This window comes from Streptomyces sp. NPDC045899 (assembly GCF_056431485.1).
Genome location: NZ_JBWKKP010000022.1, coordinates 73294 through 99897, shown reverse-complemented (window position 1 = coordinate 99897; position 26604 = coordinate 73294). Strand labels below are relative to the sequence as shown.

At 72.9% G+C, this 26604-nt stretch carries 20 protein-coding genes and 1 pseudogene; 12 read left to right on the top strand and 9 right to left on the bottom strand.

Features of this window, described 5'->3' with window-relative positions; genetic code table 11:
* The 3 genes from lnt to AC07FT_RS27730 all read right to left on the bottom strand — a co-directional run bounded on the left by lnt (position 1) and on the right by AC07FT_RS27730 (position 4527).
* Complete coding sequence (gene lnt / locus AC07FT_RS27740) at positions 1–1719, bottom strand: apolipoprotein N-acyltransferase (protein ID WP_479178575.1); 1719 nt, start codon at positions 1717–1719, stop codon at positions 1–3.
* A gap of 574 nt (positions 1720–2293) precedes the next feature.
* Entirely contained in the window at positions 2294–3937 is a 1644-nt protein-coding gene (locus AC07FT_RS27735) for an amidohydrolase (RefSeq protein ID WP_479178574.1), read from the bottom strand.
* A gap of 149 nt (positions 3938–4086) precedes the next feature.
* Positions 4087–4527: an Lrp/AsnC family transcriptional regulator gene (locus tag AC07FT_RS27730; RefSeq protein WP_020866923.1), complete on the bottom strand. Its 441-nt coding sequence runs from the start codon at positions 4525–4527 to the stop codon at positions 4087–4089.
* 227 nt (positions 4528–4754) lie between these two features.
* Between AC07FT_RS27730 and AC07FT_RS27725 the strand changes: the two genes are divergently transcribed.
* Complete coding sequence (locus AC07FT_RS27725) at positions 4755–5135, top strand: hypothetical protein (protein ID WP_479178573.1); 381 nt, start codon at positions 4755–4757, stop codon at positions 5133–5135.
* Positions 5136–5207: 72 nt separating this feature from the next.
* On the opposite strand, the gene AC07FT_RS27720 is transcribed toward AC07FT_RS27725, so the two are convergent.
* Positions 5208–6380, bottom strand: a complete 1173-nt coding sequence (locus AC07FT_RS27720; RefSeq protein WP_479178572.1) for an acyl-CoA dehydrogenase family protein — start codon at positions 6378–6380, stop codon at positions 5208–5210.
* A gap of 481 nt (positions 6381–6861) precedes the next feature.
* Between AC07FT_RS27720 and AC07FT_RS27715 the strand changes: the two genes are divergently transcribed.
* The 3 genes from AC07FT_RS27715 to AC07FT_RS27705 all read left to right on the top strand — a co-directional run bounded on the left by AC07FT_RS27715 (position 6862) and on the right by AC07FT_RS27705 (position 9829).
* Positions 6862–8139, top strand: a complete 1278-nt coding sequence (locus tag AC07FT_RS27715; RefSeq protein WP_479178571.1) for a glycoside hydrolase family 18 protein — start codon at positions 6862–6864, stop codon at positions 8137–8139.
* A 291-nt stretch (positions 8140–8430) separates the two neighbouring features.
* The gene (locus AC07FT_RS27710) at positions 8431–8913 is read left to right on the top strand and encodes a copper chaperone PCu(A)C (RefSeq protein WP_479178570.1); all 483 of its coding nucleotides are present in this window, start codon (positions 8431–8433) and stop codon (positions 8911–8913) included.
* Between the two features lie 562 nt (positions 8914–9475).
* Positions 9476–9829, top strand: coding sequence for a hypothetical protein (locus tag AC07FT_RS27705; protein WP_479178569.1), 354 nt, complete (start codon positions 9476–9478; stop codon positions 9827–9829).
* A gap of 64 nt (positions 9830–9893) precedes the next feature.
* Here AC07FT_RS27705 and AC07FT_RS27700 read toward each other — a convergent pair.
* Together AC07FT_RS27700 and AC07FT_RS27695 are read right to left on the bottom strand one after the other, a co-directional pair.
* A pseudogene (locus tag AC07FT_RS27700) lies at positions 9894–10273 on the bottom strand (IS30 family transposase); the annotation flags it as partial.
* A gap of 200 nt (positions 10274–10473) precedes the next feature.
* A complete protein-coding gene (locus AC07FT_RS27695) occupies positions 10474–11082 on the bottom strand; it encodes a sigma-70 family RNA polymerase sigma factor (RefSeq protein WP_479178568.1) in 609 nt (202 codons plus the stop codon).
* A 46-nt stretch (positions 11083–11128) separates the two neighbouring features.
* Here AC07FT_RS27695 and AC07FT_RS27690 point away from each other — a divergent pair, with 46 nt between their 5' ends.
* The gene (locus tag AC07FT_RS27690; protein WP_479178566.1) at positions 11129–11320 is read left to right on the top strand and encodes a zf-HC2 domain-containing protein; all 192 of its coding nucleotides are present in this window, start codon (positions 11129–11131) and stop codon (positions 11318–11320) included.
* Between the two features lie 177 nt (positions 11321–11497).
* Here AC07FT_RS27690 and AC07FT_RS27685 read toward each other — a convergent pair whose 3' ends face one another.
* Positions 11498–12280, bottom strand: a complete 783-nt coding sequence (locus tag AC07FT_RS27685) for a hypothetical protein (protein ID WP_479178564.1) — start codon at positions 12278–12280, stop codon at positions 11498–11500.
* Positions 12281–12479: 199 nt separating this feature from the next.
* Here AC07FT_RS27685 and AC07FT_RS27680 point away from each other — a divergent pair, with 199 nt between their 5' ends.
* From AC07FT_RS27680 to AC07FT_RS27665, 4 genes are all read left to right on the top strand, one after another.
* On the top strand, positions 12480–12608 hold the full coding sequence (locus AC07FT_RS27680; protein WP_303331592.1) for a hypothetical protein: 129 nt from the start codon (positions 12480–12482) through the stop codon (positions 12606–12608).
* Positions 12609–12675: 67 nt separating this feature from the next.
* On the top strand, positions 12676–13920 hold the full coding sequence (locus AC07FT_RS27675) for a GAF domain-containing protein (protein ID WP_479178617.1): 1245 nt from the start codon (positions 12676–12678) through the stop codon (positions 13918–13920).
* Positions 13921–14125: 205 nt separating this feature from the next.
* Positions 14126–15649, top strand: a complete 1524-nt coding sequence (gene exaC, locus AC07FT_RS27670; RefSeq protein WP_479178562.1) for an acetaldehyde dehydrogenase ExaC — start codon at positions 14126–14128, stop codon at positions 15647–15649.
* Positions 15650–16053: 404 nt separating this feature from the next.
* Entirely contained in the window at positions 16054–17250 is a 1197-nt protein-coding gene (locus AC07FT_RS27665; RefSeq protein ID WP_479178560.1) for a serine hydrolase domain-containing protein, read from the top strand.
* Here AC07FT_RS27665 and AC07FT_RS27660 read toward each other — a convergent pair.
* Entirely contained in the window at positions 17229–17963 is a 735-nt protein-coding gene (locus AC07FT_RS27660) for a hypothetical protein (protein WP_479178558.1), read from the bottom strand. The two genes, AC07FT_RS27665 and AC07FT_RS27660, sit on opposite strands and share 22 nt — an antisense overlap.
* A 365-nt stretch (positions 17964–18328) precedes the next feature.
* Between AC07FT_RS27660 and AC07FT_RS27655 the strand changes: the two genes are divergently transcribed.
* Together AC07FT_RS27655 and AC07FT_RS27650 are read left to right on the top strand one after the other, a co-directional pair.
* Complete coding sequence (locus AC07FT_RS27655) at positions 18329–20977, top strand: LuxR C-terminal-related transcriptional regulator (protein ID WP_479178556.1); 2649 nt, start codon at positions 18329–18331, stop codon at positions 20975–20977.
* Between the two features lie 118 nt (positions 20978–21095).
* Positions 21096–21455 carry a DUF779 domain-containing protein gene (locus AC07FT_RS27650; RefSeq protein ID WP_471205277.1) on the top strand — a complete coding sequence of 120 codons (360 nt, stop codon included), beginning with the start codon at positions 21096–21098 and terminating at the stop codon, positions 21453–21455.
* A 41-nt stretch (positions 21456–21496) separates the two neighbouring features.
* On the opposite strand, the gene AC07FT_RS27645 is transcribed toward AC07FT_RS27650, so the two are convergent.
* The gene (locus tag AC07FT_RS27645) at positions 21497–23734 is read right to left on the bottom strand and encodes a putative bifunctional diguanylate cyclase/phosphodiesterase (protein WP_479178554.1); all 2238 of its coding nucleotides are present in this window, start codon (positions 23732–23734) and stop codon (positions 21497–21499) included.
* An 835-nt stretch (positions 23735–24569) separates the two neighbouring features.
* Here AC07FT_RS27645 and AC07FT_RS27640 point away from each other — a divergent pair.
* Positions 24570–26243: a PucR family transcriptional regulator gene (locus AC07FT_RS27640; protein WP_479178553.1), complete on the top strand. Its 1674-nt coding sequence runs from the start codon at positions 24570–24572 to the stop codon at positions 26241–26243.
* The last annotated feature ends 361 nt before the right edge of the window (positions 26244–26604 follow it).

Sequence of the window (26604 nt, the reverse complement as noted above, 5' to 3'; positions counted from 1 at the left end):
CTACTGCCCCTTCTCGTCCGTACGTCCCCGACGGCCAATCATGATCGCGGCCGCGCAGGACAGAAGGCCCACCATAGCGAGCACCCACTCCGGGCTCGCACCGACGCGGTCGGCGAGGGTCTTGCCGTCACGCAAGGGGATGCGCGCGGTGAGCACATCTTGCGTGAATTCTTTCGTCCGCTGCTCGATCGTGCCATCCGGGGAGACGACGGCGCTGATCCCGCTGGTGGCCGCCGTGATCACCGGACGGCCGTGCTCGATGGCCCGCAGCCGGGACATGACCAGCTGCTGGTCGGGCTGGCCGCTGCGGCCGTAGGTGGCGTTGTTGGTCTGTACGACGATCGCGCGGGCACCCGCGTTGACCGTGTCGCGGACGATCTCGTCGTACGCCACCTCGAAGCAGATCACATCGCCCAGCCGGGCCGGGCCCACCTGGAGCACCCCGGTGTGATCACCGGGGTAGAAGTCGCGGGGCACCCGCTGGAGCCGGGTGATGACCTTGCTGAGCTGCTGGCGGAAGGGCACGTACTCACCGAAGGGCACCGGGTGCTGCTTGGTGTACGAGGCGCCGGGACCTTCCTTCGGGTCCCAGACGATGCCCTGGTTCTCCACATAGCCCTCCTTGGTGGGGTGGTCCACCAGGGCGCCGACCAGGACCGGGACGTCGATGGCCTTCACGGCCTCGTCGATCCGGGCGTACGCCTCCTTGTACTGGAAGGGGTCGAGGTCGGAGGCGTTTTCCGGCCAGATCACCAGGTCCGGCTTCTTGATCCGCCCGGCCTTGACGTCCTTGGCCAGGGCGAGAGTGGCCTCGACGTGGTTGTTGAGGATCTTCATGGGACGGCCCAGGAAGTCCATGCCGGGCTGCTGCACATTGCCCTGGACCACCGCGATGTCCACCGACTTCGCGGCCCCGTTCGGGATCGGCACCGTGGACCCGGCCGCGGTCACCGCCCCGGCGACCACCAGCGCGCCCACGGCGGGCAGCGCGGCGCGCGGCGAGAAGGCGCCGCGCAGCCGCCATCCGGTCAGCAGCGCGGAGGCCAGCAGCCCGCCGGCCAGCGCCACCCCGAAGGTGACCAGCGGGGCGCCGCCCAGGGCGGCGAGCGGGGTGAAGGGCGAACCGGTGTTGGCGAAGGCCAGCCGCCCCCAGGGGAAGCCCCCGAACGGCGTACGGTCCCGGGCCCACTCCTCGGCGACCCACAGACAGGCCGTCCACAGCGGCCACAGGGCCGGCACGGGCAGCCGGGAGACCAGGGCCAGCCCGGCGCCCAGCAGCGCCAGGAAGGCCGCCTCGATGACGGACAGGCCGATCGTCGCGTCCCAGCCGATCACGCTGAGCCACTTCAGCAGCAGCGCGAAGAACGGCAGCCCGAACGCGAAGCCCGTCCAGGCGCCCTGCCGGGCGGTGCGGCCGTGGGTGAGCAGCGCCAGCGCGGCCACCGCCAGCAGGGACAGCGGCCACACACCGAACGGCGGGAAGGCGAAGCCGAGCGCGAGGCCGCTGACGGCCGCGAGCAGGCTGCGGCCCGCCTCCCGGCGGGCCAGCAGCCCCAGACGGCGGAACCGGCCCGGCCGGTCCGCGGCGGCGGACACGGGCGGAACCGCCTCGCCGTCGCCGGACGGCGGCTCGGCGGCGGGCCCGGGCGTCCCGCCCGGTCGGTCGGCGGCGGGGCCGGGCGAAGCGGCTTCGGCGGTGGTGTCGGAACCCGGGGGCACGTTCGGCCTTCCTGCAATGCGTGCTGTGGTGAGGTGACCGTATAACGCGAGCGCGCGGAAGTGGTCCCGAGGTACGGAATGTGCTCCTGGGGTGCGGACGCTTCGGCCACCGCCACGGCCGGGTTCCCGGGGCTCGGCGGCGCCGCCCCCGCGGCCGGGGGCGGTCCGCCGTGTGCGTGCGGATGGGGGCCCGACGCCCTTCGGGCCGACCTGGGACCCGCTGGCTGCGGGTCGACCGAGAGCCGTTGTCTACTGAGCGTCCGGGCCCCTCCCGGGTCGCACCTGCCGACCCGGCGATCCCTCCCTCGCCCCCGTGCGCTGGACCTGGCTCCCAGTGGTGGCGCACCGGTGCGGTGCGTCTCCCTCTGGCCCAGCGGCGTTCGACGACTGCGTGAAGATTCCCCGGTCGGGCGTCCAGTGGTGGACTCGGCCGAACCTACCGGCCACCGACCGCACCCTGTCAACAGCCGCATGACCTGCGCCGTTTCCTCAAATGACCAGGTCAGTACGGACGGTGTTCAGATGCCGCGACAGGCCGGGGGAACATCGTTCGGCGGTACGGGGCGCCCGCGCGTCACTCGTCCGGCCGGAGGTGGACGGTGCGTCCGCCGACCACCGTGCGCACGCACACGGGCAGTTGACCGCCGGGGGTGAGATCGGGCAGGCCGGGCGTGCCCGACCGCGGATCGGTCGACCATCCGGCGACCCGCGTGTCGGGCACCTGGACGACCAACTCACCGGTGCGCCAGACCGCGTAGTCGGCGGGCGCGCCGGGTACCAGGACACCCGCGTCATCGCGGCCGATGGCCCGCCAGCCGCCGCGCGTATGCGCGGTGAAGGCCGCGCGGACCGACACGCGGTGCTCAGGGGTGCGGTGGAAGGCGGCGGCGCGCACGGTGCCCCAGGGGTCGAGCGGGGTGACCGGACTGTCGGAGCCGAGCGCGAGCGGCACTCCGGCCCGCAGCATGGCCGCGTACGGATTGAGGGTCCGGGCCCGTCCGGCGCCCAGACGCCGGGCGTACATGCCCTCCTCGCCGCCCCAGGCGGCATCGAAGGCGGGCTGGACGGAGGCGGTGAGGCCGAGTTCGGCGAAGGCCGCGATGGTCTCGGGGGTCATCATCTCGGCGTGTTCCACGCGGTGGCGGGCGGCGCGCACCCGGGCCGGACCGACCCGTTCGGCGGCGGCGCGCACCCCTTCGACCACGGCGCCGACGGCGGCGTCGCCGATGGCGTGGAACCCCGCCTGGACCCCGGCCTCGGTGCAGGCGGCGACATGGGCGGTGACGGCGGCCCGGTCCAGGTAGGCGGTGCCGGTGTGCGGCGTGTCGGCGTAGGGCTGGTGGAGACACGCCGTGTGGGAACCGAGGGAACCGTCCACGAAGAGGTCACCGGCGGCGCCGAGCGCGCCGAGCGCACGCGTCTTCTCCAGGTCGGCGGCGCTCTCGGCGGCCTCGGCCCAGTACCCGAACACCCGCGGCCCCGGCTCGGCCGCGGCCAGTGCCAGCAGTCCGGTCAGATCGTCCTCGCCGGAGATCTCCGGGCCCGCGCACTCGTGGAGCGAGCCGATGCCCAGTGAGGCGGCGTGGGCCAGCGCGGCGCGCTGGGCGTCGGCGCGCTGCCGCGGGGTCACGGTTCCCTGGGCGGCGGCGCGTACGGCGTGGTGGGCGGCGCCGGTCAGCGGCGCGTCGGGGTGGTACCCCGCGAGGTCCGACACGCCCGGCACCAGATCCAGCAGGGCGGTGGTGACGACCGCGGAGTGCACATCGACCCGGGTCAGATAGAGGGGCCGGCCGCCGGTGGCCTCGTCGAGCTCGGCGCGGCGGGGCGGACGGCCCTCGGGCCAGCCGCTGGCATCCCAGCCGTGCCCGAGCAGCACCCGGTCCCCGGGGCGGGCGGCGGCGTGGGCACGGACCCGCTCCAGGCTGTCGGCGAGCGTCCGGGCACCGGAGAGGTCCAGTCCGGTGAGGGCGAGTCCGGTGGCGGTGGTGTGCACATGCGCATCGGTGAACGCGGGCGTCACCAGCGCCCCGTTCAGCTGGATCACCTCGTCCACCCCGTCGGCGAAGCTGTCGGCGGCGCCTTCGGAGCCGACCCAGGCGATGGCGCCCCGCTCGACGACCATCGCGGTCGCGAACGGATCGGCGGGGCTGTGGACCTCGCCGCCGCGCAGCAGCACGGTGCGGCCCTCGGCGGTCCGGTCAGGGGTGGGGTCGTTCACGGCGGGCTGCCTCGTGGGGTCGGTTCTCGCGGGGTGGGTGTGCGCGGGGATCCGCGGGTTTCGCGGGTTTCGCGGGTGGATTCCGGGTGGCGCGCGCCGGGCGCGCCGGATCCGGAGGGGACACGCCCGGCGGGCGCGCCCGGGGCCGGTCAGACGCGCGGCGGGCGCGCTTCGTAGGGAGTGGAGAGGACCACGGTGGTGCGGGTGGAGACCCCGGCCAGCGAACGGATCCGGCTGAGCAGATGCTCCAGCTCCAGCGGGGTGGCGACGCGCACCTTGAGGATGTAGTTCTCGTCCCCCGCGACGCTGTGGCACGCCTCGATCTCGGGCACCTCGGCGAGCCGCTCGGAGATGTCGTCGGGAGCGCTGGGGTCGAAGGGTTTCACCGAGATGAAGGCGGTCAGCGGCAGGCCGACGGCCTCCGGGTCCACCACGGCGGCGTAGCCGCGGATCACTCCACGCTGCTCAAGGCGGCGGACCCGCTGATGCACGGCCGATGTGGACAGGCCGGTGGCCTTGCCCAGGTCCGTGTAGCTCATCCGCCCGTCCTTGACGAGCAGCTCCACGATTTGTCTGTCCAACTCCTCCACAGCCGATCACCTTATGTGGTCGCGGGCGATCCGGCACAGCGGGTGCCCAGGACCCGGACGGGGGCCGTACGGCCCTTGTTCACCGCATCTGCGCCGGGCATGTGACGAACGCCACATCCTGTCGGCGGCGTCCGCGGAAGTGCGGAGATTACCTCCCGGGCGGTGCGGGAAATGCTTGCTGTGGTCGAGGCCGACGCGCCTGGCCAGCCCACCCGAGGGGGAAACTCATGCCCTACCTTGAGCGCCTCGACGAAGGCGACGTCGAATCCCACGAGAACGAGACCTACGAGATGTTCCGGGTCGTCTGCCCGGAGTGCGCGCGGCCCATCGCCCTGCTCGCGGACGAGGACATCCTCCCCGAGCATGCGCTGTGCCCGTCCCCGTGGGACCCGTTCGGGCTCACGGTGTGCGCCGGTACGGGGCGCGGGGTGGCCGACACCTCCCCCGCCGACGCCTCGCTCGACGTCCAGGAGCAGGACGCGGCACTGCTGCTGACGCTGCCGGAGGGTCTGGACTGGCGCACCCAGCCGTTCTCGCACATCGGCGGCCCCGGATCGCGGCCGCTCAGCATGCCGGTGCTGCGCCGGGGCACGGCGCCGCGCGTCTAGGCCCTGTCCTGCCGGGCGGCGGGGGCCCGGCATCGCCGCGCCCCCGGACCGCCACACCGGCGGCGGTGCCGGTCAGCGGCTCTCCGGGCCCGCCAGGGCACGGGCGATGACGACCCGTTGGATCTGGTTGGTGCCCTCCACGATCTGCAGCACCTTCGCCTCGCGCATGAACCGCTCCACGGGGAAGTCCGCCGTGTAGCCGTATCCGCCGAGGAGTTGGACGGCGTCCGTGGTGACCCGCATGGCGGTGTCGGTGCAGAACAGTTTGGCCATGGCCGCTTGCTTGGAGAACGGGCGGCCCGCGTCCCGCAGCCGGGCGGCGGTCAGATAGAGCGCCCGCCCCGCCTCGATCTGGGTCGCCATATCGGCCAGCATGAAGCGCAGCCCCTGGAAGTCGGCTATCGGCCGCCCGAACTGGTGGCGCTGCACGGTGTACGCGAGCGCCTCGTCCAACGCCGCCTGGGCGACGCCGACCGCACACGCCGCGATGCCCAGCCGCCCCGCGTCGAGGGCGGACAGCGCGATGGCGAAGCCCTGCCCCTCGTCGCCGACGCGCCGCGCGTCCGGGATCCGTACGCCGTCGAGGTGGATCTGGGCGGTGGGCGAGCCGCTCATGCCCATCTTGTGCTCGGGCGCGGCGGCACTGAGCCCGGGGGCGTCGCCGGGTACCAGGAAGGCGCTGATGCCACGGGTGCGCTCGGGGCCGGTGCGGGCGAGCACGGTGTAGAAGTCGGCGACACCGCCGTGGGTGATCCACGCCTTGGTGCCCTCCAGCGTCCAGGTGTCGCCGTCGCGGGTGGCACGGGTGGTCAGGGCGGCGGCGTCGGAACCGGAGGACGGCTCGGACAGGCAGTACGCGCCGAGCAGTCCGCCGCCCAGCATCGCGGGCAGATGCTCGGCCAGCTGCTGTTTGCTGCCGAACCCGGCGAGCGCGTGGCAGGCCAGGGTGTGCACGCTGACCCCGAGGCCGACCGTGAGCCGCGCCGCGGCCAGTTCCTCGAGGACCTGGAGGTAGACCTCGTACGGCTGGCCGCCGCCGCCGTACTCCTCGGGATGGACCAGCCCCAGCAGCCCGGATTCGGAGAGCAGGGTGAACAGCTCGCGGGGGAAGCGGCCGGCCGCCTCCTCCTCCGCGGCACGGGGCCGGATCTCGCGGTCGATCAGCTCGCGTACGAGCGCGATCAGATCGCGGGCCTCCTCGGTGGGCAGTTCGCGTTCCACCGGCTGCGGGCCGTGGTCGGTCATGGCGGCGCTCTCCTCTCCCTGTCGGGCGCGCGGCGGCGGGCGGCCGGGGGTGGGGCGGCACCGCCGTTGTCACCGTCGGCCGGCCGGTTCCCATCGGGTCTCGAGCGGGTGATGACCTGCACCGCGGCGGTTGGAGTATGCCCGATCGGCAGCCCTCCGTCACCGGTCGGCCGATCTTCAACCACCTTCTCGGACAGCTTCTCGGACAGCGCGCGGGACGGCACCCCGGACGGGGCGGGCGGCCCCTCCGACAGGCGGCGGACGGGCGGACGGAGACCGGCGGCGTACGGACGGCGGACCGGCGGCGGACGGAATCCGGGCAGGGACCGGGCACGACAACGGAAGAGCATTGGCCCAGACCATTGACCCCACTGGTCTAGTCCTTCTACCTTTTGTGCACCGCGCCCTGCGCGTGCATGTCAAGATCTCGGCAGGTCGTCGGGCACTTCACTCTCCCCTCACCCCCCACCGAGGAGATTCCATGCTCAGACCACGCGGACTGCTCGCCGCTCTCGCGGCGCTCTGTACGGCGGTGTTGGCCGCCACCCTGCTGGCGGGTTCGGCCGTGGCCGGCGACCGCCGGGACACGACCGGCACCACCCCCGCCCCCGCGGCCCGTGCCGCCGCGGATCACACCACCGACGCGAAAGCGGCCGGAAACAAGGTCATCGGCTACTTCACCGAATGGGGCATATACCAGCGCAACTACCACGTGAAGAACATCGAGACCTCGGGCTCGGCGGCGAAGCTGACACACATCAACTACGCGTTCGGCAACGTCACGGGCGGCAAATGCGCCATCGGCGATGCCTACGCCGACTACGACAAGGCCTACGACGCGGCGACCAGCGTCGACGGCAAGGCCGACACCTGGGACGCGGGCGCGCTGCGCGGCAACTTCAACCAGCTCCGCAAGCTCAAGAAGCTCCACCCGGAGCTCAAGGTGCTGTGGTCCTTCGGCGGCTGGACCTGGTCCGCCGGGTTCGGCGAGGCCGCGAGGAACCCCGCCGCCTTCGCCCAGTCCTGCTACGACCTGGTGGAGGACCCGCGGTGGGCCGATGTCTTCGACGGTATCGACATCGACTGGGAGTACCCCAACGCCTGCGGCAACAGCTGTGACACCAGCGGCAGGGCCGCCTTCCCCAAGCTGATGTCCGCACTGCGCGCCAAGTTCGGGCAGAACAACCTGGTGACCGCGGCCATCACCGCCGACGCCTCCTCCGGCGGAAAGATCGACGCCGCCGACTACGCGGGCGCGGCCCAGTACGTGGACTGGTACAACCCGATGACGTACGACTTCTTCGGTGCCTGGGCGGCCCAGGGCCCGACCGCCCCGCACTCCCCGCTCACCTCCTACAACGGCATTCCGCAGCAGGGCTTCAACACCGACGCCGCGATCCAGAAGCTCAAGGGGCTCGGTGTCCCGGCCTCCAAACTGCTGCTGGGCATCGGCTTCTACGGCCGCGGCTGGACCGGCGTCACCCAGAGCACGCCCGGCGGCACGGCGACCGGCGCCGCACCGGGAACGTACGAGGCGGGCATCGAGGACTACAAGGTCCTCAAGAACTCCTGCCCGGCCACCGGCACCGTCGCCGGGACGGCCTACGCGCGCTGCGGCAGCCAGTGGTGGAGCTACGACACTCCCGCCACCATCGCCGGAAAGATGGCCTACAAGCGGCAGCAGGGGCTGGGCGGCACCTTCTTCTGGGAGCTCAGCGGCGACACCGGCAACGGTGAACTGATCAAGTCCATCAGCTGACCACCCCCGCACCACCGCACCACCCCCCGGGGCGGGGAGCCGGAGCACGGCTCCCCGCCCACACGGGCGCCGCGTCGTCCGACGGGACCCTCCGGTTCCCCGGGGCGGGCGGGAGGAATGTCACCCGGCGCCGGGCGGCCGGAGGGCGGACGGGCGGCTTCGGCCGTGCCACGATGCGGCGGTGACCGCATGTCAGCCCCCTCCCGCCAGGTACGCCGCGCCCCTGACCGCCGTCGCGGCTTTCGTCGTCATGCCATCCGGGCGACGCGGAACGCCGGGGAGGTCCGGCAGATGACCGCCTCCGCGCTGCGTACCGCCCTCGCGCCCGTCGTCGCGTGCGCCCTCGCCCTCCTCGGACTCGTGGCCTGGACCGCCTCCGGTGCCGCGGGCTCCCCCGCCGATGTGGCGGTCGCCCGCGCCCGCGTGCTGCTGCCCTCCAACCCCGAGGCCACCGCCGCCTTCTTCGACCTCCGCAACACCGGTGGCGCGGAGGACGAACTCCTGCGTGTCACCACGCCGTTGGCCGACAGCGCGATGCTCAGCCGACGGATCGTCCGGCGTGGCGCGGGCTCGATGCGGATGGTGTCCTCGGCCCGCGTTCCCGCCCGCACCACCCTGCGGATGTCGGCGGAGGAGCTGGATGTGATGCTCCGGCCCGCGCCCGGGCGGCTGCGGGCCGGGGACCGCGTACCGTTCGTGCTGCACTTCCGCGAGAGCGGGCGCGTCCGGGTGGAGGCGGTGGCCGTCCGGCCGGGCACCGCGGTGGCCGGCTGAGCGGATGACCACGCGGCACGGGCCCCTTCCGACGACGGCCGTGACCACTCGGCGCGCATGCCGTGCCGTACGCGGCGTGAGGAAACCGCCGCGGGGACGGGCGGGTCCGGATCAGCGGCCCTGCCCGGGGCTCAGGAGAGTGTCACCCGGCGGCGGGCGGCCGGGCGGCTCGGGTGCCCCGGCGTCACCCGGGGCTCAGACGGGCGGATCGTGCGGCGCGGCCGCTGCCCGCCCGGCCGGCGGGCTCCGCCCGGCCGCCCCCGCCCGTTCGGCGGATTCCGGGGATCGTCGCAACACGTGATCACTGACGTGTGATGGCGAGCAGTGTATGCAGGCGCTCGGCTGGGACACCCCAGCCGAGCGTTTTGAGTGGGCCGTTGTTGAGTTCGGCGGCAGCAGCGTCCAGCTCCTGGCGGCTGCACCCGGCCGACGAGTCTCCAGTTCCTCAATCAAGAGCTCACGTTGAAAACAGGTCAACCTCATACAGGGCGCTTGACGGGGTGCGGAGCTCGGGCGCTACTTGTCGGTGCTTACTGCATAAAAGCCGATCAAAGGAGGCTCAATGGGTAAGATCATGCGATCGAGACTGGCTGTCACGCTGGCGGTTGCCGCCGCCGTCGGCCTTGCCCTTCCGGGAGTTGCCGGTGCGGCGGATGACTCGACCCAGCCCAGGTCCAACACGGCCTGTAACGACGGCAAGGCGACAGCAGTGGAAAACGTGGCCATCCGCACCAGTACCAGTACCAGTGCCGCTCTGGTGACCACTGCCTTGAAGGGGCAGACGTGGGCCTGTGGCACAAATAGCGTCATCCTGGGCGGTCGGTATACCGCTTGCGGGACATCGAACGGCAACGGTTGGTTCTACGTCTACAACGACAACTACGCGGGCTATTCCGCGTCAGGTTGTTGGGGCTGACGCTACCCGCGTGACACCTCCCACCGCCGAGAGGCGCATTCCGGCGGTCGTCGAGTCACAGTGATCAACTGGCCGTCTCCAGGAGCCTGGCGAGCCGCTCGGCTGGGGTCTCCCAGCCGAGCGTCTTGCGGGGCCGGCTGTTCAGCTCGGCGGCGACGGCGTCCAGTTCTTCGCGGCTGTAGCGGGCCAGATCGGTGCTCTTGGGGAAGTACTGCCGCAGCAGGCCGTTGGTGTTCTCGTTCGAGCCGCGCTGCCAAGGGCTGCCGGGGTCGCAGAAGAAGACCGGCATGTCGGTAGCGGTGCTGAACTGCTTGTGCAGGGCCATCTCGGAGCCCTGATCCCAGGTGAGAGAGCGTCTGAGCTGGGAGGGAAGGGTTGAGCGGTTTGCACCAGGGCGTCGCGGACCTGCGGAGGCTGTCGGCCAGCGGGCAGGTGGACGGCCCCGGACAGGCGCGGTGCCTTCGGGGCAGTCGCCACCGCGCACCGGGACACTCCGACAGCCCCGTGGGCGGACCTCGCCCCGGGCGGGGCGGACCCCGCGGCGTCCACGGGGCGCGGCCCAGCCGCGTGCGGTCTCCCGGCGCGGGAGTCGCGGAGGCGCCCGGCCGGTCACACCACGGAGGCGGGACCGGCCGGGCCGGTCGTCACCCGGTACCCGCCAGGGCGGGTTCGGGCAGGGGCGACGGAGGGCCGTCGGACGGGTCCGGCGCCGTCAGTTCACCGATCAGCGCCTCACGGGCCCGGGCCACCCGGGAGCGGACGGTGCCCACCGGACAGCCCGCGACGACGGCGGCCTCGGCGTACGGCAGCCCCAGCATCTGGGTCAGCACGAACGCCTCACGCCGCTCGTACGGCAGCAGCGCCAGCAGCTGCGTCAGCGCCACGCCGTCGTCGAAGCCGACGACCGGCAGCCCCCGGCACTGGGTGCGTTCCGCCGCCGCCTCCCAGTCGGCGGTGTCCGAAAGCCGCGGACGCGCCGCGTTGCGGCGCAGCCGGTCGACGACCGCGCGGCGGGCGATCGACAGCAGCCAGGTCCGCGCGGAGGAGCGGGCCTCGAAGCGCGGCAGTCCGCGCAGCGCGCGCAGATACGTCTCCTGGACGAGGTCGTCGGCCGACTGCGGATCGCTCAGCCGGGACACATAGCGCCACACATCTCGCTGAGTGGCCCGGATGAAGCGGTCGACGGCGTCGGGGTCACCACCGCGTGCGGCGAGCGCCCAGGCCGTCACGGTCTCGTCGTCACGCTCCGGCACGGGGACCTCCGGACGCGCGGCGGACACCGTCGGCGACGATGGGGAGGTGAGCTGCGCAGCGTTCCGTACCGCCCTTTCCGCCCGTGTCGACGGCGAGGCGCTCCCGCCGGAGGTGCCGGACGGGGCGCTCGATGCCCATCTGCGGCGGTGCCCCGAGTGCCGCCACTGGGGTGAACGGGCCCGGGAGCTGCGGGAGTTGGCAGCACGCCTGGACGAGATGGGCCGCGAAGGGGACTGAGTTCCCCGGGGCTGCCGGGGCGGGGTGGGTGGCCGGGGCCGGATGCCGTCGTGGCACGGCCGGGCGGCTGCGGGCAGGGGTCATCGCCTGCGGTCCTTCCTGGATTCCGGACAACGCCGCTGAGCGGCCGGTCGTCCGGTGACATGGTTCGGTGCGCGTGCCGTCGCGGATCGCCCGTCAGCGGGCGGGGACGGCGGAGGGCACCGGTGGACCACGGGTGGCGATGACATGGACGAGCAGCAGTCGGCGCAGCCGCTGCGCGGTGCCCTCACCGGCGGCGCGCGGGCGCACCGGGCCGGGCGGCGGCGCGGCGCCCAGCAGCAGGGCCAGCAGGGGTGCGAAGAGGCGCGTGGCCCGGGTGCGGACGAGCCGGAAGAGCCGGAACGCGGCCTGTTCACCGCCCGAGAGCCACATCCCGCACAGCAGGGCGACCAGGACGTGGGCGGACCACATGCCGAGCGCGCCATGCCCCATGACGGCGTCCGCCACGGCACCGTTCCCCATGGCGGCGTGACTCATGGCGGCGTGACTCATGGCGTCATGCCCCATGGCGGCGTGCGACGTCATGGAGTGCGTCGGCGCGGCGTGCATCGCCATCGTGTCCATGGCGGCGTGGGCGTGCGCGGGTGCGTGCGCCAGGTGCCCGGTGTGATGGACATGGCCGCTCCCGGCCGCCGCCCCCGGCGCCCCGGCCGCCCCCGCCGTGACCTTCTGCGCGAACGTGAAACCCAGGTGCAGCGCCGACTGCGCCCCCACGGTCGCGGCGGTGACCAGCAGCGGCCCCCGCTCCCGGCCCGCCACGGCCCATGCCGCACCACCGGTGACCAGCACGGCCGCCGTGACGGCCCACCACGGCACGCCCGTACCGGACATCACCGCGTGGCCCAGTGCGGCGAGCAGCACACAGACCGCCGCGAACACCGTTGCCCGCAGCGCCCGTAGTCCGCGCCCCGCTTCCATGACGCCCTCATCGTCGCATTCGAGGCATCCGTGCCGACGCCGGGGGCGCACTGGGGCACCGCACCGCCGCATGAACGCGGAGAGGCGCCACGCCGTACCTGAACGCGACTTGTTCTGACTATTGCGGGGCATCCGCCTCACAAGGAAATCTGAACGCCGGCGGCCCCACACCGCCCGTGTATGAACCAAAGGATCGATCATGAGCTCCGAGCAGTGCCCGAACTGCGGTGGCCATCTCGCGGTCAACCAGGACGGGTGGAAGATCTGTCACTCCTGCGGCTACGCCTCGCCACCCGGCGTCGCACCCGCCCCGTCCCTCCCCACCTGAGCCCTCCGCCCACCCGCCCGTACTGCTGAGTGAGGCCCCCGTGGTCAACGTCAATCCCTGGCTGGCGATGACACCCGGTACGAACCCCGCGGAGCGCACCCGCGCCGTGCGCCGCGCCCATGAGGAGTTCCTGACGGAGGGGGCGGTGGATCCGGCCGTCCGCCCGGTGGTGGCGGATTCGTGGCGGCGTTCGGCCGATGCCCGGGTGGCACAGGAGTGCGTGGCGCCGATCGAGCTGGCGGACGACACGCTGGAGGCGTACCGGGCCGACCATCCGCTGGCCCGGGTGATGCCGCTGTTCCGCGAACTGCTGGGCACGATCGCCTACGACGGCGCCCATCTGATGGCGGTCTGCGACGAACAGGGCCGCCTGCTGTGGGTCGAGGGACACACCGGCGTACGGGACCGGGCCGAGCGGATGAACTTCGTGGCCGGGGCACGCTGGGACGAGCGCCACGCGGGCACCAACGCGCCCGGCACGGCGCTCAGCGTCGACCACGCGGTGCAGATCTTCGCCACCGAGCACTTCAACCGCACCGTACAGCCGTGGACCTGCGCCGCCGCACCGGTCCACGATCCGCACACCGGACGGCTGCTGGGCGCGGTGGACATCACCGGGGGCGACCACCTGGCCGCCCCGCACAGTCTGGCCCTGGTGCAGGCGACCGCCCGCGCCGCCGAGGCACAGCTCGCCGCCACCGCGCCGCGCCCGCCCGGACCGCGGATCAGCCTGTCGGCGCTGGGCCGTGACGAGGCGCTGCTGGTGACCGACGGCCGCCGGCTGCGGCTGGGACGGCGGCACAGCGAGATCATGGTGCTGCTCGCGGGCCACCCGGAGGGGCTCAGCGGCGACCGGCTGGCGCTGGAGCTGTACGGCCGCCGGGCCGACCACCAGTCCCCGGTGACCCTCCGCGCCGAACTCTCCCGGCTGCGACGGCTCGTCGGACCGCTGCTGGGATCGCGCCCCTACCGGCTGTGCGCACCGGTCCGCACCGATGTGGCGGTGGCGGCCGACGCGCTGTCCGCGGGCAACCCGCACACGGCCCTCGGTGCCTATCCGGGGCCCCTGCTCCCCCTGTCGGAGGCGCCGGGTGTCAGCCGGATGCGACAGGCCCTGGAGGACGGACTGCGCCGCGCCGTACTGTCCCGCGCCGATCCGGACCTCCTGCGGCGCTGGGCGCAGACGCCGTGGGGCGAGGACGACCTCGAGGTGGCCGAGGCACTGGTGGCGGCGGCACCCGAGGGAACCCCGGCCCGAGCGGCCCCGGCGGCGCGGGTGCGGCGGCTGCGTGAGGCGTACGGGCTGGCCTGAGACGCCCGGCGTCCGCTCCGCTCCCGTGACCTGACCGATCCACTGGCCGGAATGCTCCGCACGGCGCAACGTCCGCGCAACGTCCCGGTGCCTACCGTCGTTCCGTCTTCGACGAGGAGTGCCGCAGCCACGAGGGACACCGCCGAGGTGCGGTGGTTCCCGGGCGAGCGGCCGAGAAGAGGAACACCCACGGGAGGGCCGCCCCATGACGCGATACGCAACCCCGGGCTCCGAGGGTTCGGTCGTCAGCTACCAGCCGCGCTATGACCACTGGATCGGCGGCGCGTACGTACCGCCCGCCCAGGGGAAGTACTTCGAGAACCCGAGTCCGGTCAACGGGAAGACGTTCACCGAGATCGCCCGGGGCACCGCCGAGGACGTCGAACGGGCCCTGGACGCCGCGCACGCGGCAGCACCCGCCTGGGCCCGTACGGCGCCCGGGGACCGGTCGTCCGTCCTGCTGAAGATCGCCGACCGGATGGAACAGCACCTCGAGGAGCTGGCGGTCGCCGAGAGCTGGGAGAACGGCAAACCGGTGCGGGAGACGCTGGCCGCCGACATCCCGCTGGCCATCGACCACTTCCGCTACTTCGCGGGCGCGATCCGGGCCCAGGAGGGCAGTCTCTCCGAGATCGACGACGACACGGTCGCGTACCACTTCCATGAACCGCTGGGTGTCGTCGCGCAGATCATCCCGTGGAACTTCCCGATCCTGATGGCCGCCTGGAAGCTGGCCCCGGCGCTCGCGGCGGGCAACGCGGTGGTCCTCAAGCCCGCCGAGCAGACGCCCGCCTCGATCCACGTGTGGATGAACCTGATCGCGGATCTTCTGCCGCCGGGCGTGGTCAACATCGTCAACGGCTTCGGTGTCGAGGCCGGGAAGCCGCTGGCCTCCAGCCCGCGGGTGGCCAAGGTGGCCTTCACCGGTGAGACCACCACCGGCCGCCTGATCATGCAGTACGCGAGCGAGAACCTGAAGCCGGTCACCCTGGAACTGGGCGGCAAGAGCCCGAACATCTTCTTCGACGACGTCTGGGCGGCCGACGACGACTTCCGGGACAAGGCGCTGGAAGGCTTCACCATGTTCGCCCTCAACCAGGGCGAGGTGTGCACCTGTCCGTCGCGGGCGCTGGTGCAGCGCGGCCACTACCAGGAGTTCATGGACGCGGCCGTGGCCCGCACCGAGAAGATCGTGCAGGGACACCCCCTGGACACCGAGACCATGATCGGCGCCCAGGCGTCCAACGACCAGCTCGAGAAGATCCTTTCGTATCTGGACATCGGCAAGCAGGAGGGCGCCCGCATCCTCACCGGCGGCACCCGGGCCGAGCTCGGCGGTGAACTGGAGGGCGGCTACTACGTCCGGCCCACCATCTTCGAAGGCGCCAACCACATGCGGGTCTTCCAGGAGGAGATCTTCGGCCCGGTGGTGGCGGTCGCCCGGTTCTCCGGCTTCGACGAGGCGATCGAGATCGCCAACGACACCCTCTACGGCCTGGGTGCGGGCGTCTGGACCCGCGACGGCTCCACCGCCTACCGCGCCGGACGCGCCATCCAGGCGGGCCGCGTCTGGACCAACTGCTACCACGCCTACCCGGCCCACGCCGCCTTCGGCGGCTACAAGCAGTCCGGTATCGGCCGCGAGACGCACAAGATGATGCTGGATCACTACCAGCAGACGAAGAACCTGCTGGTGTCCTACTCGCCGAAGAAGCTGGGGTTCTTCTAGAGGCCGACAGCGGCCGAGCGCGTAGGCGCCCGACGGGCACATCGCCTCCGTCGGGCGCCTTCCCGCACGTCCCGAGGCGGAATGGGCTCGCTTGGCACACTATTTCTGCTGCCTCGGACGCCCCCGCGCGGACGCGGGTGTGAACGGCGCGGGCACGAAAGGGATTTCCGGCGATGAGCCGCCCGGGAAACGTCGCCATGGCCGGCGCCGCCCTCCGCTCGTGGGCGGATTTCCCGGCACCGCACCGCGCGACAACCTCATGAACGCGGAATTCGGATGCGACAACGCCAGGCCGGGCGGCGTACCCTTCAATACCCGGACCTGACTCCACACACTGAGCAATGGTTACTCGAATCCTCCGTGAGCGTCGTCGATGCATTCCCCGCCGCCTTACGGTCGGCCCTATGCACGAGATATTCGGTAGCTGGGACGAGCGTTTCGAAGGCGTCCGTGACGTTCTCGCGGAAAACATCGCGAGCGGCGCCGACCTGGGCGCCTCCGTGGCGATCTTCATTGAGGGAGAGCCGGTCCTCGACGTCTGGGGCGGCTGTTTCGACATCGAGCGCCGGCGGCTGTGGGACCGGGACGATGTCACGGCGGTCTGGTCGTCCTCGAAGAATCTGACCGCGATGTGCGTCCTGCTGCTGGCGGACCGGGGCGAGGTCGGTCTGGACGAGCCGGTGGCGCGGTACTGGCCGGAGTTCGGTCGGTGCGGCAAGGAGGGGGTGCTGATCCGGCATGTGCTGGGGCATGCCGCCGGGCTGCCGACGTGGGACGAGGAGATCAGCTTCGAGGACCTCTACGGCTGGGAGAAGCCGGTGGAACTGCTGGCCCGGCAGCGGCCGCGGTGGAAGCCCGGTACGGCCAGCGGCTATCACGCGTATACGCAGGGCAGCATCATCGGCGAGGTGGTCCGCCGGGTGACCGGGCGGAGCCTGGGGCGGTTCCTCGCCGAGGAACTGGCCGGGCCGCTCGGGGCCCCTTGCTACATCGGGCTGGCCCCCGAGGAGCACCACCGGGTCTCCCCCGTGATTCCGCTGGACGACATGTTCTCCGGCAGGCCGGTGGACCATCCGCTGCGGGAGATCATCGGGAATCCGCCGATGCACCAGGAGACCCATACCATCGCGTGGACGCCCGAATGGCGGCAGGCCGAGCTGCCCGCCATGGGCGGTATCGCCAATGCGCGGGGGCTCGCCGCGGTCCAGTCGCTGCTGGCGAACGGGGGCGAGACGCTCGGGGTCAGGCTGATCTCGGAGGCCGGGTGCCGCAGGGCGTTCGAGGAGCAGACCAACGGGGTCGACCGGACGTTCCTGACGCCCGCCCGATGGGGAATGAGCTGGCTGCTGCAGTCGCCGGAGCTGCCGCTGCCCGCTCCGCGGGGCGCCTTCTCCGGTGGTTCGGGAGGGTCGTTCTGCCTGATCGACCCCGATCGGCGGATGGCCCTGGCCTATGTCCCCAACCGCATGCGGGAGACCCGGAGCGCCATGGACCCCCGCCGGCTGAGCATCATCCGGGCCGCCTACGCGGCGCTGGCCGCCGCCGACGGCGACGGCCGGGGCGACGGCGGCGGCACGCGTCAGCGGTGGGGCAGCTTGTAGCGGAAGCGCAGCTCGAAGACGCCCTCCAGACCCCCGGTGGCCGGGTCGAAGCGCTTGAGGTCGGCGATCTCGACACCACTGCCGCGGATGCCCGCGAACGCTCCCGTGCCGCCGAGGATCGTCCCGCGGCCGTCCTTGCGGGGGCCCGCGGTGGTGTTCGCCTTCAGCTTCCCCACCCAGGGCTTCTTGCTGGCGAAGGCGGGCTTGAAGACCTTGGTGGCGACCTTCGTGGAGTTCTCGATCTGATCGAGGACGAGGGATCCGCGGCCCGGGAAGAACAGGGTCCAGACGGTGTGGGTCATCATCTTGCCCGAAGCGAAGTCGGTCTCCGGCAGCACTTCCTCGATCTCGGTGGAGAAACCGACGACCTTGCCGTTCTTGTCGCGGAGCTTGCCTCCCAGGGCGAATGCCTTCTGCAGTTTGGGCTCGGTGAATTTCGCGATCCCGGACGGGAACACCGCAAGCGGCAGGTTCCCCCGGTGCGTCTCGAACACCCCGTCCTTGGGCACCTGGGCGAAGAAGGACTCCTCGATCCATTCGGAGCCGGACTTCCCACCCGCCCGTGAGGAGCCGGAGTCGTCGTCATCGGAATCGTAGGCGTACACCCCGATTCCGATGGCGAGTGCCGCCACCACGACACTCGCGGTTCCGATCATCATTCGGCGGCGCGCGGAGTCCTTCTTCGCCGTTTCGGGCGCCTCGGGCGCGGTCATGGAAATCTCCTCCCGGTCGTTTCCGCGATGCGGATTCAGCAAGCGGATCCAGCAATACGAAAAAATCGTCGCTCCGCCGCCGCGCCGTTTCCGGAGTATTCGCTACTCCCCGATGGAGTGGCCCGGAGCGGGGAGCGCCGGATCGCCCATGTGAGTACGGCTTGCTCATGACCGGCCCGCGCCACCGCGGGACCATCGGCGTGGAAGGACCGGCTCGGCCCACGGAGCCGAGCCGGTCCTCGGCGATGGACCAGTGATGTCACGGATTCGGGCGGCCCGCCCGCGGGCTCAAGATGGCGGTGCCGCATGCCGACGGCTGCGTACGGCGGACCCGCTGCCCGTTCCGAACGCTGAAGGACATCTCGATGGCTACCGCAGTGCCCGCGGCACCGTCCCCGCCGCCCCCGTACTCCGGAGGGCCGCCGCCCTCGTCCCCGGACGAGGCGCAGGCACTCCACACGGTCGGTCTGACCAGTGAGCCGCCCCTCGTGGGCCGCGAACGCGAGCTGACCGCGGGGCTGACGGTGCTGAGCCGCCGCCACGGCCCCGCCGGCGTCCTGCTGACCGGCCCCGCCGGGATCGGCAAGACCCGGCTCGGCGAGGAACTCGCCGCGGCGATCATGACCCCGCACCCCGGCTCCGCCTCCGCCGCCGGTGTCGTCACCGGTGTGGACGAACTCGCGCCCGGCGGCGTACTGCCCACCGCCCAGCGGCTGCTGTGCGCCACCGCCCGGCGGCCACGGCTGCTGTGGATCGACGACGCGCATCTGCTGCCGCCGCAGGCGATCGAACCGCTGCTGCTCCTGCTCCGGCGGCGCGGCGACAAGATGCTCCTGACGGTGAACCCGGACGAGGCGCCGCCACATCTGCACGCCCTGTGGAAGGACCAGCACCTCGCCCGGGTGGATCTGCCGCCGCTGGACGTCCCGGCCTCCCGGCGGCTGGCCGGTGCCCTGCTGGAGGACCGGCTGGCCCAGACCGGGGTGGCCCGGCTGGCGCGGATGTCGGCGGGCAATCCCCTGCTGCTGCGCGAACTGGTGCGCGCCGCGCTCGCCCAGGGGGTGCTGCGGCAGGACGGGGGCTGGTGGCACCTGGACGACGCCCTGCCGACCTCCGACGCGCTGCGCGATCTGGCCGACCGCAGGCTCCGGCCGCTCGGTACGGAGTCCCGGCGCGCCCTGGAGCTGATCGCGCTGGCCGAGCCCGCCCGGCTGGATGTGCTGGAGACACTCGTCGGGCTGCCCACCCTGCTGGACCTGGAGGACCAGGGGCTGATCCAGGCCCCCGATCCGCGCCGGGCCGCCGGGTCCGCCGAGGCGTCGGTCCGGATCGCCCATCCGTATCTGGGCCAGGTGCTGCGCCAGGGGGTGGCACCGCTGCGCCGCAAGCACTATCTGCGCACGTGGACCGGGGCGCTGCCCGGGCCCGGCGCCCGGCCCCCGGCCGAGCGGATCCTGCTGGCCCAGTGGCATCTGGACGCCGGGGACGTCCCCGCCCAGGAGACGCTGCTGGAGGCGGCGCGGGACGCCCTGAGGGCCCATGAGCTGCCGACGGCGGCCCGGCTGGCCACCGCGGCCTGGGACCACTTCGGCACGGCGGAGGCGGCCGAGATGAGGGCGCGGACGCTGCTGGCCCGCGCGGAGTTCGGGGAGCTGCACACGTTCGTCGCGGCGGTGCGTGCCGAGCACCGGGAGTACGGCACGGTGCTGGATCCGGTGCGGGCGCGCGCCTTCGTCTTCCAGGGCCGTCCGCACGAGGCCGAGGAGATGGCGAACGGGCTGCCCGAGGCCGACGCGGCGCTCATCAAGGGGATGGTGTGCTTCTTCCGCGGCCACTTCGGCGCGGCGCTGGAGCACTGCTCACCGCTGCTGCGCGCCCCGCTGCCCACCCATCGGCTGGAGTCCGGGCTCTTCGCCATGGCGACCCTGTGCTACCAGGGGCGGCCGACGGAGGCCCTGGAGCACTACCGGCGGCTGCGGGACGACACCGAGCTGCACACCTCGATCGCCTGGCCGCTGATCCAGGACTCGCTGGAGGAACTGCACGCGGTGGCACTGCTGTTCAGCGGGCGGCTGGAGGAGGCGGAGATACTGCTGACCCGCGAGTACCACGCGGCCACCCGGGAGTACGCGACACGGGTGGACGCCCAGCGCGGACTCTCCCTGGGCGCGGTGCTGTACGAGCGCGGCCGCCCGCGCCAGGCCCTGGCGTTCCTCACGTTCACCCCCGCCTACCAGGTCGGCTGGCAGCCGTGGGAGGCCATGTCCCGTGTCTACTCGGCACTGGCCATGAGCTGTCTGCCGCCCGGGGCCGCCGGTCCGGCCGACGGCCCCGCCGGCGCCGGGGACGCCCTCGACGGGCTGTTCGGCGGCCACTGCCGCGGCGCGCTGCGGCTCGCCCACGCGCGCCGGGCCCATCACGCGGGGGACGTCAAGGGCGCCACCCGGTTCCTGCACGAGGCCGTCGAGGACGCGCTGTCCCACCACGGCTACGCGGATGTGGTGGCGGTGCTGCACGAGTGCGCACGGCTGGGTCTTGAGCAGCACCCCGCGGTCCACCACGACCACCCGGTCCAGGGGCCGTTGCTGCGCGCCCGGCTGCTCTACGCCCGCGCGGTGGCGGACGGGGACGCCAAGCTCCTGGGGCAGGCGGCCCGGACGATGGCCGAGTCCGGTGCCCATCTGTACGCGGCCGAGGGCTACGCCGAACTCGCGCGGCTGCACCACCGGGCGGGCCGGGACCGGGCCGCGACCGCGGCGACGGCCCAGGCGCGGACCCTGCTCAAACGCTGTGACGACGTGGTCACCCCGCCCCTGGACTTCCTCGGGGAGAGCGCGCCGCTGTCGGCACGCGAGCGCACGGTGGCGCGGCTGGCCGCGCAGGGGCTGACGGACAAGGAGATCGCGAGCCAGCTGGTGATCTCGCCGCGTACGGTGAGCAACACCCTTTACCGGATCTACCAGAAGATCGGTGCCACCGACCGCCGGCATCTGCGGCGGCTGCTGTCCGCGTGACCCGGTGACCGGAGCCGGCCCGGATCCGCGACGCGCGCCCGTGCAACCCTCTCGCAACCTGGGCGCGGGTTGGCTGGGTCGGTACCGTTGAGAACCCGGCCAGGAGAGGAGCCGCAGGATGTCCGAGGTGTCGCGGATCGCGCTGACCCCGGCCGCCGCCGATCTCATCCGCCGGCTGAGCGCGGCTCACGGGCCGCTGATGTTCCACCAGTCGGGCGGCTGCTGCGACGGCAGCGCGCCGATGTGCTACCCGCTGGGCGAGTTCCGTACCGGCGCGTCCGACGTGCTGCTCGGGGAGCTGGTGGTGGAGGGCGTCGAGCGGCCGGTCGGCTTCTGGATGTCGGCGTCCCAGTTCGAGCGGTGGCGGCACACCCATCTGACGGTGGACGTGGTGCCGGGGCGGGGCAGCGGGTTCTCGCTGGAGGCGCCGGAGGGCGTCCGGTTCCTCATCCGTTCCCGGCTGCTGGACGCCGGGTAGCGCAGCGGCCGGGCCGGCCCCGACGGCGGCCGTGCCGTCGCTCAGCTGGCGTCGGCCAGTGCCAGGGTGTGCAGCCGCTCCGGCGGGCCGGGGCGGGCGTAGTACCAGCCCTGCGCGGTGTCGCAGCCCAGCATCCGCAGGTGCTCGGCCTGTACCGCGGTCTCCACGCCCTCCACGGTCACCGCGAGGTCGAGGGTGTGGGCGAGCGAGACGATCCCCTCGACGATCTTGACGTCCACCGGGTCGGCCGGGGCGCGCTGCATCCCGCGGGTGAAGGAACGGTCCAGTTTGAGCTGGCTGACCGGCAGGCGGCGCAGGTACGAGAGGTTGGAGTAGCCGGTGCCGAAGTCGTCCAGGGCGATGTCCACCCCCAGGTCGGCGAGTTGGCGCAGCGGCCGCAGGGCGTCCTCGTCGGCGCCGATGAGGTCGTTCTCGGTGACCTCCAGGCACAGCGTGCTGGGGCAGAGTCCGGCGTTCTCCAGGACCGCCACGGTGTCGGAGACCAGGGTGGGGTGGTTGAGCTGGCAGGGCGAGAGGTTGACGTTGACGCGCAGCGGATCGCGGTCGTCCTCGGCGCCGTCCCGCCACTTCCGGGCCTGCCGGGCGGCCTGTTCCAGCACCCAGCGGCCGAGCGGGACGATCAGACCGGTGTCCTCGGCCAGCGGGATGAACTGGTCGGGGCCGAGCACCCCGTGCACCGGGTGCAGCCAGCGGACGAGCGCCTCGGCGCCGCGTACGGTGCCGTCGGCGAGCCGCACCAGGGGCTGGTACTCGATGAAGAACTCGCCCTTCTCCAGGGCCGAGGGCAGTCCGTTGGTGAGGCTGTGACGGGCGATCACCCGGGCGTTGGAGTCGGCGTCGGCGAGTTCGAAACGGTTGCCACCCGCGGCCTTGGCCCGGTACATGGTGATGTCGGCGCTGCGCAGCACCTCGGCGCGGCCGATCTCCCCGGCCCGTCCGTCGACGACGCCGATGCTGACGCGCACCTGGAGTTCACGGCCCTCGACGCGGACGGGTTCGGCCAGCGCGGCGAGCATCCGGCGGGCCAGCGCGGTGCCGTCGGTCTGCGCGGAGGGGCCGGTGACCAGGGCCATGAACTCGTCGCCGCCGACGCGGGCGATGAGTTCGTCGGGCGAGGTGAGACAGGCGTGCAGCCGTTCGGCGACGGCCATGAGCATCCGGTCCCCGGCGGAGTGGCCGAGGCTGTCGTTGACGGCCTTGAAGCCGTCGAGGTCGAGGTAGCAGACGCCGAACCGCTCGGCGTCGGCGTCGGCGGCGAGCACCTGGTCGAGCCGTTCGAGGAACAGGGCGCGGTTGGGCAGTCCGGTCAGCTCGTCGTGGGTGGCCTCGTAGCGCAGCCGCTCCTGGAGTTCACGGTGCTCGGTGATGTCCTCGGCGAGGGTGAGCTGGTACTGCGGGGCGCCGGTGGAGTCACGGAGCAGGGTGACCGTCAGATTGGTCCACAGCACGCTGCCGTCGTCGCGGTAGTGCGGTTTCTCTATGCGGAAGTGGTCGCGTTCGCCGTTCACCAGCTGGCGGTAGAGCTCGTGGGCGCCCGGCGCGTCGTCGGGGTGGACGAACTCGTTGACGTTGCGGCCGGGCCGGAAGAAGTCGCGTCCGCCGAACATGGCGGCCATGGGGTCGTTGACGACGAGGATCTCACCGTCGAGCGCGGCGATGCCGACGCCGATGACGGCACCCTCGAACACCGCCCGGAACTTGGCCTCGCTGGCGTGCAGCGCCTTCTCGGCCTCGGTGCGGGCGGCCAGCGCGGCCCGGGAGATGGCCTGCTGGGCGTCGCGCTCACGGGCCCGCAGCTCGCGGACGAACCCGGTGGCCAGCGCGTGCTGCAGCCGGGCGCAGCGGGCTCGCGCGCCGGATTCGTCCGGCGGCTCCGTACCGTCCGGCGGGCAGTGGTCGACCAGATGGGCGTCGACGGCGCCCAGTACGGCGGGCAGCGCCTCGGGCTCGGTGCAGTGGGCGTCCACCAGGGCGGCACCGACCTCGTAGGCCACCGCGGTGTCGAAGGGGCGGGCGTGCAGTGCGGCGGCCAACTGGCGGGCCAGCGGCACCAGACGGTCCTGGAACTCCTCGAGGGTCAGGGGCGTGGCCGCGACCGGGTGGACGGCGCGGCTCCACAGTGCCGCGAACCGTTCCGGCCCGCTGCCCCGCGGACCGGTGGCGTCGTGGGCGGTGTCTTCGGTACGGTCCCCGGCCGTGGGGCCGGCGGCATCGTGGGCGCCGCCGTCACGTCTCGGTCCGCCCGGTTCCGACGTCATATCGCATGCTCCGCGGAATGGCCTTCCCGGACCGTTCCGACCTCGTCCGCGGCGCTCGTTCCCTCCGGCCGCCAGTCCACGTCCTGCACTTCCTTCGCCCTCTTCCGGCTTCCGGGGCCGCCCTCGGGCCGTCCGCGTCCTCGGGGAAGTGGAGCACGACGAAGAGCGGCAGGGCAACCCGCTGCCGAGGCGAGATTACTGATCAACCGCTCGACGGGGAAAGGAAAAAACGGAAATCGGAAGTCCGCATCGAGCCGGGGAGAAGGGAGAAGCCGGGAGAAGACGGGCACCTGTCAGAGGCATCTGCCACCGTCCGGATCGCGCCATCGCGCACCCCTCGAAAACCTGCCCCGCCGCAGGACGGCGCGGTGATCCGGCGGTTCCGCGGGGCGTCGGCCACGGGCCTCGCGGGGCGTATGCCGAGGCCGTCAGGTGCCACGATGCCCGAACGGACCGGCCGGGCCGAAATGGCGGGGTTCCGACTTCCGGAACGGAGACGGTGATGCTGAGCACATCCTCGCCAATCCGCCCCGGCCCGGGGGGAGGTGCGCTCATCGTCCCCCATCTCGCCCGGAGCGGAGGGATGTTGGGCGTCTCACACCGTCGCGCCGTGTCGCGTGGCGGTGTGCCGCGCGGACGGTCGCGCCGGGGCGGCTCCGCGCCACCCCCGCCCGGCCGCCGCCACCGGTGGAACCACTGACGGCGCCCCCACACCATCGGCGGCCTGGCTCCTCTGCGCCCACAGGTCGAGAGCGGCGGCGGGACTCATCCCGGGAGCACAGAGGAATTGTCGCTTTATGGGGTTATTCATCTGAAAGTGGGTACTCCAGGGCGTATGACATCAGGCGTCATCCACGATCTGCTGTCGCGCTGTCTGGCCATGTTCGACAGCCGGGACGAGGCCGAGATCCTGCGCCGGGCGATGGCGCAGGTCAGCGTGGTCGGACCGGGCCGCGCCGAGGCGGGCTATCTGCTGCTCGGCGATGCCCTGGTGCGCTGTCCGCACGACGGCCTGCGGGCCACCGCCGCCCTCGACGCGCAGGTCCGCGAGCTGGCGGGACGGGACGGACCGGTGCGGTTCCCCCGGCGCGCCTGGGGCTGGGCGTTCGGACTGCGCGAGCCGGGCGGGCTGCGCGGCGCCCTGGTGGTCAGCTCTCGTGACCGGCCCGGGGACGACGAGCGGTTCCTGCTCGGCGTGCTGGTGCGGCAGACGGCCGCGGCCCTGTCCATCGCCGCCGCCCACCGCCGGGAGCGGGCCCATGCGGCCGAGGCGCGCCGGGCCAGGGACGAACGGGAGGCCATCCGGCGGCGGCTCCAGTCCTCCCTGTCCGACCTGGGGCATCTGCGCGCGGTCCATGACGCGCTGGCCCGCGCGGCCGCCCGGGGCGACGGCGAGGACGGCATCGTCCGGGCACTGCACCGGGCCACCGGGCTGCCCGCGGCGATCGAGGACCGGTTCGGCAACCTCCGGGCCTGGGCGGGTCCGGGCCGTCCGGAGCCGTACCCCAAACCGGACCCGGCCCACCGCGAGGAGCTGCTGCGGGACGCCGCCCGGCGGCCGCGGCCGGTGCGGTCCAGGGACCGGCTGGTGGCGGTGGCCGCGCCACGCGGTGAGGTGCTGGGCGCGCTGTCACTGGTGGACCCCGGGGGCCGGGCGGATGAACGGGCGCTGCGGGCGCTGGACCACGCGGCGACCTCGCTCGCGCTGGAACTGGCCCATGTCCGTGAACTGGCCGAGGTGGAGCTGCGGTTGCGGCATGAACTGGTCGACGATCTGCTCGTGGGAGCCGATGTCCCCGGCGCCCACGCCCGCGCCGCGGCGGTGGGGCACGATCTGCACGGTCCGCACCATGTGATCGCGGTGCGCTGGTCCGGCCGGACGGTCGACGACGCGTTCCTGGGGGCGGTGGTCCGCACGGCCGCGGGACTGGGCCTGCCGGTGCTGCCCACCCGGCGTGACGGTACGGCGGTCCTGGTGGCCCGGGGCGCCCCGGGCGAGCGGTCGCTGTACCGGGCGCTGAGCCGGGAGGTCGGCAGCGGGGCCGGGGCGATCGGGGTGGGCGGCCGCTGTGAGCCGCCGCACGAGGTGCCGCGCTCCTACCAGGAGGCGCTGCGGGCCCTGGAGGTGCGCAGCCGCTCGCACCCGGCGCACGGTATGACGTTCTTCGACGACCTGGGGCTGTACCGGATCCTGCCGCCCGGCGGTGACCACCGCGAGGTGGACCGGTTCGTCCGGGAGTGGCTGGGCCCGCTGCTGGACTACGACGCCCGGCACCGCAGCGCCCTGGTGGAGACGCTGTCCCAGTACTTCGACTGCGGCGGCCACTACAGCGAGGCCGCGGCGGCCCTGGTCATCCACCGCTCCACACTGCGCTACCGGCTGCGCCGCATCCGCGAGATCACCGGTATGGATCTCGCGGACGTCGAGAGCAGACTCAACCTCCAGGTGGCCACCCGGATGTGGAAGATCACCCGGACCGGCCCGGAGGAACCACCGGTGGCGCGCTGACCGACGGGGTCACTTCCCCGCCCCCGACATCCGGCGGAGACCGGGGGGTACAGCCCGCTCAGCCGCCACTGCGGCAGCGTCTGGCCGCATGACACGGCGGTGGCCGTACCGGGTCTCGCCGCCGAGGGTCACCACGCCGGGGCCCGGATCCTGGCGGAGGGGCTGCCGCGGGCGGGCGCCGCCTTCGACCACCGGATGCCCGAGCTGTTCGGGGGGACGGACCACGCGTCGGGTGAGCCCGCCGTGGCCTATCCGGCGTCGTGCCGCCCCAGGCGTGGTCGGCGGCGGGCGCCGTCGCCGTGGCCAGGCCGACCGTGCCCCTGGACCGCACGCGGCCGTAGGGGCACGGCCGGGCTGCGGA

Bases quoted from the DNA above. Each gene is read 5' to 3' on its own strand.
- AC07FT_RS27710 (WP_479178570.1), top strand. From the start codon at position 8,431: ATGACCGCCTCCGCGCTGCGTACCGCCCTCGCGCCCGTCGTCGCGTGC.
- AC07FT_RS27675 (WP_479178617.1), top strand. From the start codon at position 12,676: ATGACACCCGGTACGAACCCCGCGGAGCGCACCCGCGCCGTGCGCCGC.
- AC07FT_RS27720 (WP_479178572.1), bottom strand. From the start codon at position 6,380: ATGACCGACCACGGCCCGCAGCCGGTGGAACGCGAACTGCCCACCGAG.
- AC07FT_RS27655 (WP_479178556.1), top strand. From the start codon at position 18,329: ATGGCTACCGCAGTGCCCGCGGCACCGTCCCCGCCGCCCCCGTACTCC.
- AC07FT_RS27685 (WP_479178564.1), bottom strand. From the start codon at position 12,280: ATGGAAGCGGGGCGCGGACTACGGGCGCTGCGGGCAACGGTGTTCGCG.
- AC07FT_RS27660 (WP_479178558.1), bottom strand. From the start codon at position 17,963: ATGACCGCGCCCGAGGCGCCCGAAACGGCGAAGAAGGACTCCGCGCGC.
- AC07FT_RS27725 (WP_479178573.1), top strand. From the start codon at position 4,755: ATGCCCTACCTTGAGCGCCTCGACGAAGGCGACGTCGAATCCCACGAG.
- AC07FT_RS27645 (WP_479178554.1), bottom strand. From the start codon at position 23,734: ATGACGTCGGAACCGGGCGGACCGAGACGTGACGGCGGCGCCCACGAT.
- AC07FT_RS27680 (WP_303331592.1), top strand. From the start codon at position 12,480: ATGAGCTCCGAGCAGTGCCCGAACTGCGGTGGCCATCTCGCGGTCAAC.
- exaC (WP_479178562.1), top strand. From the start codon at position 14,126: ATGACGCGATACGCAACCCCGGGCTCCGAGGGTTCGGTCGTCAGCTAC.
- AC07FT_RS27705 (WP_479178569.1), top strand. From the start codon at position 9,476: ATGGGTAAGATCATGCGATCGAGACTGGCTGTCACGCTGGCGGTTGCC.
- AC07FT_RS27650 (WP_471205277.1), top strand. From the start codon at position 21,096: ATGTCCGAGGTGTCGCGGATCGCGCTGACCCCGGCCGCCGCCGATCTC.
- AC07FT_RS27665 (WP_479178560.1), top strand. From the start codon at position 16,054: ATGCACGAGATATTCGGTAGCTGGGACGAGCGTTTCGAAGGCGTCCGT.
- AC07FT_RS27715 (WP_479178571.1), top strand. From the start codon at position 6,862: ATGCTCAGACCACGCGGACTGCTCGCCGCTCTCGCGGCGCTCTGTACG.
- AC07FT_RS27640 (WP_479178553.1), top strand. From the start codon at position 24,570: ATGACATCAGGCGTCATCCACGATCTGCTGTCGCGCTGTCTGGCCATG.